Below are 10,711 nucleotides of genomic sequence, written 5' to 3'. Positions count from 1 at the left end.
CCTGCCCGGCAGCTCCTTTGCTGCCTGGCAGCGAGCTTGTCGCTGGCGGCCGCCGAGGCCGCCGCCGGCCCGGCGGTGGAACTGGTTTTCGGCGATCCGGAAGCGCCCACGGCCGTGCGCGTATCGGCGAGCGGCAGCGAATCGATGCCGGTGCCGGGAAACACGCCGCTCGGCAGCCTGTGGAAGCTCTTCGTGCACGTCTACCTGAGCGCTGGTGCGCGCAGCGTCGCCGACTACCGCTGCACGGGTGGCGACCCTGGCGAGGAATCGTATTGTTGCGCGCCCGGCGAAAGCATCGGCCGCGACGAAGCGCTGGCCAAATCCTGCGGGCTCTACTTCAAGCCGCGTCGACTCGGCGTCTCGGCGGCGGCTTGGCGTGCCTGGTGGACGCGTCAGGCGCCAGGTGCTCCCGCGTGGTTGTTGGATCTCGACAAGCTGCAGCCGGCGACCGAGGTCTCCGTCGCCTCCCTGCTCGCCGCGCTGGCGGCGATCGACGGTGAGCATCGGCGGACGACGATGGCGGCGCTGCAGCGCGTCAGCCTCGAACCGCGCGCGCGTCCTCTGCTCTCGCATCTGGGCAACGGCCTGCGTGTCAAGACCTGGAGCTGGCACGACGGCAAGGGACGGCGAATCGGCGGCTTCGCCGGCTGGCTCAGCGACGGCACCCCGGTGTGGCTGCGCGGCAGCGGCAGCAGCGCCCAGGTCATCGAGCAGGCGGCGCCATGGCTGGCTGGCCAACTGCCGCAAACGACTCCGCCCGACGAGGCCTGCGTGCGCGTCCGTTTCTTCAGCCGTTACCCCCTCGCCGAGGTTCTCATCGACGGCCGTCCGGCAGCCGAAGGCCCGCTACGCGGCCGCGTCGAGGCCCGCTTTGTCAACTCCCGGCGCCTGCTCTTCGCCAGTAGCGGCGAGCTCGGATTGAGCCGATCCGGTGGCCGGCCAGTCATCACTGGCCGCGTCGGACTGAATGACTACGTCGCCCGTGTCATCCAGCGCGAGGCCGGCGCGGAACCACCAGCCGCCGCCCGCGCGCTGGCGGTGGCCGCGCGCACCTATCTCGTCCGGCACGCCGGGCATGGCGGCGGTTGCTACGAGATCGACGACGACAGCCGCGCCCAGCGGGTTTCGCCGGCGCCGCCGGAAAGCGCCAACCTGCGCGTCGCCGAGTGGAGCGACGGCCTGGTCCTCAGCGGCGTTGCCGGTCGCTACCACCAGACCCGCAGTGCGCCGCAACAGCTCTCTTGGCAGGCCGCTATTGCCGGCGCTGCCGAGGGTGCGCGCTGGGACCAGATCCTCGAACGCGCCTATGGTGGCGCCGGCTTCAGTGTCGCCGGCGAGGCCGATGCCGGCGAATGCCAGCCGCTGGCCAGTGCCGAGAACTGGCTGGCTGGCCGCCAGGCGGGATGGAAGCGGCGGCTGGCCGGCATCCCCGGCTTCGAAGCGCCGGTGCCGTTGCCGCGCGTCTGCCGCCTCGAGCACGGCAACCCCTATGCCGATATCGAGCGTGGCCGCATCTACGCGACTGGCATCGGCAGCGCCAACGAGCGGCTGACACTCGCCCACGAATACCTGCATTTCGCGCTTGCCAACCATCCGCGCGGCCGCGACGAGGACTTCGTCGAAGAGACGGCGCGTTCGCTGCTCGGCACCCCCTGACCGCGATGCCCATGCTCACCATCACTCGCCACTTCGTTGCCCCGCTTCTCCTCGTCGCCGCCACTTGCATGATGGCTTGCACGGCTTGCGCGGCCGCCGACGGCGGCATTGCGCTCGACGGTCCGCGCGGTGGCTGGCGCAACGGCGCGCTCGCCGAGGACAGGGAATCAGCCATCGCCGCCGCCTATCCGAAGCCGCCGGTCGACCGCGGCGGCCAGAAGAACCGCACGCTGATCGAGGGGCAGCTCCGGCAGGCCGGCAAGAATCGCCAGCCCGGCCGGCTGATCGTCAACGGCATCGACATGCCGCTGTACACCGACGAACAGGGACGCTTCGTCAAGCCCTGGGCGTTCGGGCCGGGCAGCAACAGCGTCGAGATCGTCGCCCCCGGCGGCACGCGCCGCCGTCTGCAGTTCTACGAAACCCACGCCGAGAAGACGCGTAGCAAACTGCGCATCGTCCTCGGCTGGGACGATGCGCGCGCCGAGGTCGACCTGCATATTCTGACGCCCGACGGCGAGCACGCCTTCTGGGCGCAACCGCTGCTCCGCCGGGGTGGCGGTCTCGACGTCGATAGCGTCGATGGCGGCGGTCCGGAGATCTTTTCCACCGCCACGCCGCTCCCTGGTACCTATCTCGTCTATGTCAACTATTGGGGCAACTTCAATGCCGCCGGCTACAACTTCGACGCCGATGCGCACGACAAGCCGTTGATCACCACCCGCGTCACCATCGTCAGCAACGAGAACACCCCGGACGAACGGCAGGAAACGCTGGTCGTCCCCTTGCGTCGCGTCGGCGACCTGACCTTTGTCCGCGCCGTGCGTTACGGAGAGAAAAGATGAGCCGCCTCGCCCTGCCGCTGCTCCTGGCCTTGTGCGCGCTGCTCGCCGCCGCTGCGGCGCCGGCGCAGGTGATGCTCGACGCGCCACGCGGCGGCTGGCGGCACTCCGGCGGCGAACCGGCGCAGCACATGCAGGACGTCAATTACCCGGCCAGCCGGGTCAATGCCGGGAGTACGCGCAGTGGCGAGGACGGCGGCGAACTCGGCGCGGCGATCCGCGGCAGGATTGCCGGCGCTACCGCGGCAAAGCGGAAACAGCCGCACCTGCTGGTCGTCAATGGCGTCGCCATGCCGCTCAGCGTCAACCCGGACGGCTCCTTCGCGCGTCCCTACGCGTTTCCGCCCGGCGCCAACAGCGTCGAAGTGCGCACCCCGGACCGCAAGCTGGGGCGGCGCGTCAACTTCTACGACGCCAACCCGGCGCGCCAGCGCGTCGGCCTGCGCATCGTCCTCAGTTGGGACAGCGACATGACCGACATCGACCTGCACGTCATCTCGCCGGACGGCCAGCACGTCTTCTTCGCCGAGCGCCTCGGCAGGAACGGCGGCGCGCTCGACGTCGATGTCACCGGCGGCTACGGTCCGGAGATCTATGCGATCCCGTCGCCGCCGCACGGCAACTGGCAGGTCTACGTCAATTACTTCGGCGGCGGCATGAGCGGCATGAGCGGCATGGGCGGCGATGGGCAACAGGAAGGCCAGGAAATCACCATCGCCCAGGTCGCCATCATCACCCGCGAAGGCACGCCCGATGAAAAACTGCAGGTCTTCCGGGTTCCTTTGCGCCGCCCTGGCGAACTGACGCTGGTCAAGTCCTTCGTTTACCCGTGAGCTCGTGTCGCCTGCCGGTGGCCTGGCTGGCGGCCGTGTTGCTCGCCGCCTGGCGCGGCAGTTGCCCGCCATCCCGACAACTGGACAATCCCTGCTCGAAATCATACGCTTGGCACGGGAGTACACGGTGTTCGGGTCGACTTGAGGGGATGAAAATGAAAAATGCATTTCTTGTGGCTTGGCTGTTCTGGGCCGTTACCGCTTCGGCGGCCGTGCTGAATGTCGAATTCCATTTCTCGCCCTACACCGGCGACCGCAGAGCGGACAAGGTGGAGCAAGTCGCCGGCCAGGCGCGGGTGTTGGTCAACGGCGTTCCGGTTGCCAGACAGGACGTGGTCGCGCAGCAGGTGCCGGTGTTGTTCGAGCAGCGGGAAGTGGCCGCTGCCGTATGGGCACCGGCGGCTTCTCTCGGCAGCTCGGTGCGCAAGGGCAAGAACCGCCTCCGTATCGAATTCACGCCCGCCGACGGTAGCAAGCCTTATCGTGCGCTCTTTCGCTACGCCACCGTCACGGACCAGGTGATCCGCACGGAGACTTCGCCGGGGCATTTCTCGGAAACCAACCAGATAGGTGTGGGTGAAGAGGAGAAGAGCGTCACCGGCCCGGTGAGCTTCGAAAGGGAGTTCGACGCCGATTTTGTCGAAGATCGTCCCTGGCATCATCAGCCAGCGGTGACTTCGCTCAGCGACGCCGACCGCCAGTCCCTCAAACAGCTGGTGCGCGACCGCGCCGCCGCCTTCAAACCCGGCTTTCAGCCCATCTACCAGGAATTGTCCGGGATCACGAACAGTTCCATGCAACTCAATAGCGAAGCCATCAGGAAGTCCAAATGCCTGGACAAGGCCTATGCTGCCGGGGTGCGCATCGTCCCAGCCGCCGACCTTGACATCGTGACGACCGGCAACCCGGAAATCGTCGTCAGCGCCAAGTCCGGCCAATTGTTCGGTCCTGAAGACAGCAAGGCCTTCTCGCGCATCAAGGGCAACGACATGCAGATGTGCATCGGTGTCGTTCTCGGCGTCTACTACCCGCAGCAGATGTTGGTGGTGCGCGGCAGCGAGGACAAGTGGATGGTGGTCCGCTGAAGACCGCGCATGCCTGTCACCGTCGCGACGGATCAAGCCACCCTTGACGCCGCTGCGGCGGCACAGGTGTCGCTCGGCGCACCACGCGGGGGCCGGCGGCACCCCGGCGGCGAGCCGGCGCAGCACAGGCAGGACGTCAATTTCCCGGCCAGTCGGGTCAAGTCCTTCGGTTACCCGTGAGCGCGCGCTGGCTGCCGGTGGCCTGGCTGGCGGCAGTCTGTCTCGGTGCCTGCGGGGAGAAGCCAGCACCGATGCCGCTCGCGCACGACGCCTACGTCTGGCAGCGCCGCTGGCAGCCCGCGCTGAGCGCGGCACTGCGCGATTCCGCCGACCTCGTGGGCTCGTGGCGGATCCTCGCCGGCGAGGTCGATCGCCAGGGTCGATTCGAGCCGATTGCCGTCGACCGGGTGGCGATCGTCGCCAGTGGTCGCCCGGCGATTCCCGTTGTGCGCATCGCCGCGCCGCTGGCAACGCTCGACGGCGCGACGCTGATTGCCGATCTCGTCACCCTGCGCGGCGACTGGCCGACATCGGCGACGCTGGAAATCGACCACGATTGCGGTAGCCGCCAACTCGCCGACTACACGCGTTTCCTCGTCGCCTTGCGCCGAGCCCTGCCGCCCGGGCAGCGCCTGTCGCTCACCATACTGCCCGATTGGCTGGGCGCGCCAGAGCTGGACGACCTGCTGGCAACGGTCGACGAAGCCGTGCTACAACTGCATTCGCTCGACAAGCCGGCCCGCCGCCTGTTCGATGCCGTCGGCGCGCGCGCCTGGACGGCGAGCCTCGCCCGTCGCACCGACAAGCCCTTCCGGGTGGCGTTGCCGAATTACGGCTCGCGCGTCGTGCTCGACGGGCAGGGTCGTATCGCTGCCGTCGAGAGTGAAGTGCCGTTAGCTGCAGGGCAGGTCGGCGAAGGGCCCGGCGAAGGTCGCGAGCTGTTCGTCGCGCCAGCCACCGTCGCGGCCTTCCTGCGCTGGCTCGAGAAAGCGTCGCCGCGGCAGCTCGCCGGCGTCGTCTGGTTCCGCCTGCCGCTTGCCGGTGACCAACGCGCGTGGACGCCGGCCACCTGGCGCGCCGTGGTCACCCACCGCGAAACAGCGGTGCGCCTGACCGGCGAACTGCAGCCGGGCGACCGGCCGGGGCAGCAAGTCGTCGTGCTGCACAACGCAGGCGCCATGGATGGCACGCTGCCGGCCGCCCTGATCGTCAAGGCACCTTGCCGCGGCATGGCGGGCCGCAACGGCTATGTCCTCGAACGAGAAGGCGACGACAGCGTCTTCCTGCGCAGCCAGCCGGCGCTGTTGCGCGCCGGTGGCGAGGTCATCGTCGGTCTTGCAGAGTGCCCGTCGGGGAGTGGCGGGGTTCGCATCGATGAGTGAGCCGTGGCGAACGAGCCGAGCCTGGATGCTGCCTCGTTTCTCCCGGTAGCGGCCGGTCAGTCAGCGCGACGCGCGAGCGCCAGGTAGCGTTCCGTAGCGTCGTCGATAGACACAAGGCGCCAGCCAGCGCGTTCGAGCAGCACTCGCAAGCGTCCCGGCGCGATGACGTCGTCGTCGGATGGGGTTCGCCGATGGATCGCGGCCAGTGCGATGCGACCGATGGCATGGAAGATGGCAAGTTGAGCGTGCGGGCGCGCCACTCGTGCCCATTCCCGAAGGGCCCGCTCGGGGTCAGCCAGATGCGGCACGATGCCGCCGGCGTGCAAGGCGTCGACGCTGCCGGCGGCAATCGGCAGGCTGTGAACGTCGGCGAGCATGAGTTGGGCGACATCTGCACGACCAAGCACGCGCGCTGCTTCAATCATCTCCGGGGTGCAATCAAGCGCGACCACGCGGCCACCAGCGCCCACGGCAGCACGCAGGTACGGCGTTGCCGGGGCCGTGCCGCAGCCCAGTTCGAGCACCGTCATACCCGGCTGCAACCTGCTGTCCTGTACGGCGCGGGCGATCTGCGCCGCGTCCATGGCGGTGTATTGCTCCCAGCCCGCCGCACGCGGCGCAAAGAAGGCGCGAATACCGGTTAGATCAGCGATGCTCATGGCGTCAACCCGGCTTTCAGGCGCTGCGTGTTGCGCCCCAGAACGTCCAGTAGGCCCTCGTCGGCCTCGGGGAAGTTGATCAGCACCACCCTGCGTGCTCCGGTGACCTCGGCGAGTGCTGCAGCGGGTGCGGCATGGGCATTGTCGATGATCAGCGTCGGGGCGAGAGCCTTGATCCGGAGCAAGTCCGCGGGCGACAGGGGGCCCGGTCCGAAGATGGCGGCCGGATCAACGCCGAGGAGGCGTGCCCAGGGCACCATGAAGCGCTGTACGACGACCACCGGCGGGCGGTTCCCGGCCCGCAGCCGCAGCCGCGCGCTGCTTTCGCGCCAGACGGCATCATAGGCGTCGGCGAAAGCACCGGCCTGGACAAGGTTTCCCAGCACCGCGGCGATCGCTTCGACCTCCTTGCGGACGACCTGCGGATCGTACGTCGTGTTGATGGTCAGCATCTGCCCCCTGGCGCCAAGCGCATCGCGTAGCCGTGGGACGAAAGCCTCATAGCCGCCGACCAGCACGAGGTCGGCCCGCGATACCGCCATCAGGTCCGAAGGCCTCGGATCGTAGTCCGGTGGGTGCGTCAGGCCAGCCGGCGCGATCACCGTGAGATCGGTGCTACCCGCTGCACGCGCGAAGGCGGCAACCCAGGTCGTCGAGGCAACGACCGCGGCGGCACTCTGCGCAGCCGGAACAGCGACGAAGAACAGTGTCAGCGCGGCGACCAGGATGCGCATCATCGTTTACCTCGAACGACGTAGCTGGCAAGCGTGATCGCGGTCATGGTCAGGATCAGTACCGGGCCCGGTGGCTGGTCGCTCCACAGAGTGAGCAAGAAGCCGCTGACAGCGCCCACGGCACCGATCCCCACGGCCCATGCCAGGATGCCGTCGAAGGACTGCCCGAGATTGCGCGCAGCCAGCGCGGGGAGGAGTGTCACCGCGTCGACCAGCAAGGCACCAGTCAGCTTGATCGACGCGGCTACGGCGACCGACATCAGTACCAGCAGGCCAACCGTCAGTGCGGCCACTGGCACGCCGGAGCACAGTGCGAGTTCGCGATCATGCAGCAGCAGCTTCAACGAGCGATGAAAACGCAGCTCAAACGCTGCCAGCAAGGCCACGACGACTGCCAGTGCGACGATGTCGGCCGGTTGCGTGGCGAGTACCGACCCCCAGAGCCACTCGAAAGCCCGCGTCGCGTTGCCCCCGGCGATTGATAGCACGAGTAGCGCCAGCGCGATGGACAGTGTCATCAGCAGCCCGAGCGGACCGGCCAGTCCCTCAGGGCGGGCGGCGAGCGGCGCCAGTGCTGCGCCCGAGAGTGCACAAAGGGCCAGTGCAACAAGCAGTGGCTCGATCCCCAGAAGGGCACCCAGGGCCACGCCGAGCAAGGCGACATGCATCATCGCAAAGCGCAGAGGGACGACTTCCAGGCCGAGGATCCATACCCCGGCGATGGGCAGCCCAGCGCCGGCAATCAGGGTTGCGGCAAAGCCTCGCTGCACCGGGGCGAGGCGCAATAGCTCGGCGATGTCGTTCACGGCGGCAGTCCCCGCAACTCGCCGCCGGCGATTTCAATGATCCGGTCGCAGCACTCGGCGAGCGCCCGATCATGCGTAACGATCAGTGCCGATACCGGTACGCTGGCAAGCAGTGCGCCGATTTCCGCGCGGCCCGCGAAATCCAGCGCGGCGGTCGGTTCGTCGGCGAGCAGCAGTCCGGCACCCCGAGCCACGCAGGCAAAGGCGCGCGCCAGCCAGGCACGTTGCAGTTGGCCCCCGGATAGCCCCGACAGCGGGCGGTGCAGAAGAGTTTCGACGCCGGCCTGCAGCGCGGCTTCTGCCGCATCGGCCGCGCTGACCCTGCCGGCACTGGCGATCAACTCGTCGACCCGTAGCGGAAACCTGCCACCGTTCTGGCGCTGCGGAACAAATGCGATACGCCGCCGCCAGGCTCGCCAGTCGCCAGGGTCGCGTCCGTCCAGACGCAGCGTTCCCTGGGTCTGCGGGTGCAGGCCGAGCAGGGCACGCAGGAGAGTCGTCTTGCCCGAGCCATTGCCGCCAACCAGGGCGACGCGTTCTCCGGCAACGATCCGCAGCGACGCGTTCGCGACGACCGCTCGCGTGCCGACGTTGCAGCTCAGTCCGCACACCTCAAGCGTCGCCGCGTCCATGTTCAGAAGCTCGCTGATAAGCCGAGCTGTCCCGAGGTGCCCGGCATGGGATAGCCGGGACGATAGGCATAGGAGGCGTCGAAGAGATTCTCGACAAAGACGAAGACTTCACCCTTCTTGCCCAGGGCTGGCAGCGGATAGGAGAGGCGCAGGTTCGCCACCGTGAATCCATCGACCTTGTCGGTGTTGATGGCACCGGCCGCACGAGCGCGGTTCAGGGCCCATACTTCCGATTGGTATTGGGCATCGAAAGCAACGCGGATCGGTCCGGCCTGCCCATTGACACCGACAGTGAACGCCCGATCGGGCGTGTACGGCAGGTTGTCGATGCTTGGGTCAAGCAGAGTCAATCCTCCGAATACCGTCCAATCGGCACCAATCGCCTGGCGGATCGCCAACTCCGCTCCCCTGATCCGATACGAGCCGAGGTTGACGAATTGCGGTGGCGGCGGCACAGCCGGTGGGAAGCCGAAGACATAGCGATTTTTCACCTTGTCGTTGAAGATACTGGCGTCAATCTGAGTGGCTGATGTCGGCGAGAATTTCACGCCGATTTCGGCATGATCGAGCTCTTCTGCCGACAGCTGCTCCCAGCTCTTGCCAAGCGGCTTGATCAGATTGGACAGCACCGTGGTTTCCAGACCGGGATAGTTGATCCCGCGCGACACGTTGGCAAAGACCGTCAGCTTCTCGGACACCAGCGAAAGGCCGGCAAGTGGTGCGGTCTTGGACTCGAACTGGTTGGAATCGTAGAAACGGAGCGCCGCCGACGGTAGCAGAGCCCAGTCCTGGTTCAGCGGAACCTGCTGGCTCAGCGCCACGTAGGGCGACGTAATCCTGAATGTGGGCGTATCAAAAGTGCCTCGCGGGGCCGGAGCGACGCGCTCGTACTTGACGTCACCGGACGTCTGGTCATAGTCGACACCCGCCACAAGCTTGCCGCCTGTCCACGGAGAGAATTGCTCCTTCCAGCGCAGCCCGCTCATCTGGAAATTGGTCAGCGTGTCGCCATCAGGTGACGGTTGATCCAGCCAGTTGCCCTCGCCGCGGTTGGTATAAACGCGAAATTCCCCTCGCCAGTTTTCATGGACGTGCGACAGCCCGGCGGAGATCATGCCGGCCTGGGTATTGTACTGAGGCGCAATCGCCGGGGCGGCGAGGCGGTTGTCACCAGGATCGCGCGCCTTGTTATCCACATACACAAAGCTCGCGCTCGCAGTCCAGTTGTCGTTGAGGCGCAAGCCAATACGCCCGATCGCGTTGTTCAGTTGTCCGTCGGAATTGGCGCGCTGGCCGTTGGACTGGGCATGACCCTGGGCCAGCATCCAGTCGACGTTGCCCTGGCGGCCGAACAGGTTGGCTTGCTCGATGAAGGTGCCGAACGATCCTGCGGAAAGCCTGGCATCGCCATGCACCCCTTCTTCCGTGGCGCGCCTGGTTTCCAGATTGATCGAGGCAAAGTTGTTACCGTTGATCTGTGGTTGAGGGCTCTTGTAGACCGTGATCGACTGCATGCCATTGACCGGCAGCAGATCAAGCAGGGGGTGATTCCAGACGCCCATGTAGAACGGTAGTCCGTCGATATAGGTCTTGATTTCACTGCCTGGACGGCTGCCGCCCATGCCCCGGATGAAGATGGCGCCGCCCTCGGCACCACCGAACGCGCCGACCGGGTTGAAGCGGGATATCTCGACACCAGGCGTACGGCGCAAGGCAGAAGCGAGATCGACTGCATTCTGATCGCGCAACTGGTCCTGGGTGACAACCGCCGAGACGCTGGAGAAGGCGTCCACCCGCACTTCTTCGATTACCGGATTGGCCGTGATGACAACGCTGGGCAAGGTTGTCGTTTGAGCGGCAGCGGCACAAGAAAAGGCAAGCGAAATGGCCAGTGCGAGCTTTTGTTTCTTCATTTGGACGCTCCAATAGTAAGCAAATTATCAGATTTGTCTTACATGGCTGGACAGAAAAGCCGGCGGAGCCGGCTCCAAACAACGGCTACTTCCCCTGCAGATGATGGCAAGCCGCTGGACGAAGTGTGAACCAAATACTTATTTTCATACGACAACCCATTCCAGATCA

At 66.6% G+C, this 10,711-nt stretch carries 11 protein-coding genes; 6 read left to right on the top strand and 5 right to left on the bottom strand.

Going from position 1 to position 10,711, the window contains the following annotated elements:
- Positions 1-36: 36 nt before the first annotated feature.
- From CAP2UW1_RS19835 to CAP2UW1_RS19815, 6 genes are all read left to right on the top strand, one after another.
- Positions 37-1,656 (top strand): YfaQ family protein, encoded by a 1,620-nt coding sequence (locus CAP2UW1_RS19835; RefSeq protein ID WP_049778616.1) that lies wholly within the window; start codon positions 37-39, stop codon positions 1,654-1,656.
- A 5-nt stretch (positions 1,657-1,661) separates the two neighbouring features.
- Positions 1,662-2,501 carry a YfaP family protein gene (locus CAP2UW1_RS19830; RefSeq protein WP_015768408.1) on the top strand — a complete coding sequence of 280 codons (840 nt, stop codon included), beginning with the start codon at positions 1,662-1,664 and terminating at the stop codon, positions 2,499-2,501.
- On the top strand, positions 2,498-3,331 hold the full coding sequence (locus CAP2UW1_RS19825; RefSeq protein WP_015768407.1) for a YfaP family protein: 834 nt from the start codon (positions 2,498-2,500) through the stop codon (positions 3,329-3,331). The genes CAP2UW1_RS19830 and CAP2UW1_RS19825 overlap by 4 nt, the downstream gene beginning before the upstream one ends.
- A gap of 155 nt (positions 3,332-3,486) precedes the next feature.
- Positions 3,487-4,416: a hypothetical protein gene (locus CAP2UW1_RS19820; RefSeq protein ID WP_015768406.1), complete on the top strand. Its 930-nt coding sequence runs from the start codon at positions 3,487-3,489 to the stop codon at positions 4,414-4,416.
- Positions 4,417-4,425: 9 nt separating this feature from the next.
- A complete protein-coding gene (locus CAP2UW1_RS25790) occupies positions 4,426-4,596 on the top strand; it encodes a hypothetical protein (RefSeq protein ID WP_015768405.1) in 171 nt (56 codons plus the stop codon).
- A complete protein-coding gene (locus tag CAP2UW1_RS19815; RefSeq protein WP_015768404.1) occupies positions 4,593-5,798 on the top strand; it encodes a DUF3142 domain-containing protein in 1,206 nt (401 codons plus the stop codon). The genes CAP2UW1_RS25790 and CAP2UW1_RS19815 overlap by 4 nt, the downstream gene beginning before the upstream one ends.
- 56 nt (positions 5,799-5,854) lie before the next feature.
- On the opposite strand, the gene CAP2UW1_RS19810 is transcribed toward CAP2UW1_RS19815, so the two are convergent.
- The 5 genes from CAP2UW1_RS19810 to CAP2UW1_RS19790 are packed head-to-tail and all read right to left on the bottom strand — an operon-like array spanning position 5,855 to position 10,542.
- Positions 5,855-6,457 (bottom strand): class I SAM-dependent methyltransferase, encoded by a 603-nt coding sequence (locus CAP2UW1_RS19810; protein WP_015768403.1) that lies wholly within the window; start codon positions 6,455-6,457, stop codon positions 5,855-5,857.
- Positions 6,454-7,194 (bottom strand): metal ABC transporter solute-binding protein, Zn/Mn family, encoded by a 741-nt coding sequence (locus tag CAP2UW1_RS19805; protein WP_015768402.1) that lies wholly within the window; start codon positions 7,192-7,194, stop codon positions 6,454-6,456. Before CAP2UW1_RS19805 ends, CAP2UW1_RS19810 begins: the two co-directional genes overlap by 4 nt.
- Positions 7,191-7,997 carry a metal ABC transporter permease gene (locus tag CAP2UW1_RS19800; protein WP_015768401.1) on the bottom strand — a complete coding sequence of 269 codons (807 nt, stop codon included), beginning with the start codon at positions 7,995-7,997 and terminating at the stop codon, positions 7,191-7,193. The genes CAP2UW1_RS19805 and CAP2UW1_RS19800 overlap by 4 nt, the downstream gene beginning before the upstream one ends.
- Positions 7,994-8,629, bottom strand: coding sequence for an ABC transporter ATP-binding protein (locus tag CAP2UW1_RS19795; protein WP_015768400.1), 636 nt, complete (start codon positions 8,627-8,629; stop codon positions 7,994-7,996). The genes CAP2UW1_RS19800 and CAP2UW1_RS19795 overlap by 4 nt, the downstream gene beginning before the upstream one ends.
- 2 nt (positions 8,630-8,631) lie before the next feature.
- Positions 8,632-10,542 (bottom strand): TonB-dependent receptor, encoded by a 1,911-nt coding sequence (locus tag CAP2UW1_RS19790; RefSeq protein WP_015768399.1) that lies wholly within the window; start codon positions 10,540-10,542, stop codon positions 8,632-8,634.
- Positions 10,543-10,711: the final 169 nt, after the last annotated feature.

It is taken from the genome of Candidatus Accumulibacter phosphatis (assembly GCF_000024165.1).
In the GTDB taxonomy this organism is placed as follows: Bacteria; Pseudomonadota; Gammaproteobacteria; order Burkholderiales; family Rhodocyclaceae; genus Accumulibacter; species Accumulibacter phosphatis.
The sequence above is the reverse complement of the archived record's forward strand: the minus strand, read 5'-3'. Positions and strand labels throughout refer to the sequence as shown.

Excerpts from the sequence above, each read along its gene's own strand:
- CAP2UW1_RS19830 (WP_015768408.1), top strand. The coding sequence starts at position 1,662 with ATGCCCATGCTCACCATCACTCGCCACTTCGTTGCCCCGCTTCTCCTC.
- CAP2UW1_RS19825 (WP_015768407.1), top strand. The coding sequence starts at position 2,498 with ATGAGCCGCCTCGCCCTGCCGCTGCTCCTGGCCTTGTGCGCGCTGCTC.
- CAP2UW1_RS19820 (WP_015768406.1), top strand. The coding sequence starts at position 3,487 with ATGAAAAATGCATTTCTTGTGGCTTGGCTGTTCTGGGCCGTTACCGCT.
- CAP2UW1_RS25790 (WP_015768405.1), top strand. The coding sequence starts at position 4,426 with ATGCCTGTCACCGTCGCGACGGATCAAGCCACCCTTGACGCCGCTGCG.
- CAP2UW1_RS19810 (WP_015768403.1), bottom strand. The coding sequence starts at position 6,457 with ATGAGCATCGCTGATCTAACCGGTATTCGCGCCTTCTTTGCGCCGCGT.
- CAP2UW1_RS19805 (WP_015768402.1), bottom strand. The coding sequence starts at position 7,194 with ATGATGCGCATCCTGGTCGCCGCGCTGACACTGTTCTTCGTCGCTGTT.
- CAP2UW1_RS19795 (WP_015768400.1), bottom strand. The coding sequence starts at position 8,629 with ATGGACGCGGCGACGCTTGAGGTGTGCGGACTGAGCTGCAACGTCGGC.
- CAP2UW1_RS19790 (WP_015768399.1), bottom strand. The coding sequence starts at position 10,542 with ATGAAGAAACAAAAGCTCGCACTGGCCATTTCGCTTGCCTTTTCTTGT.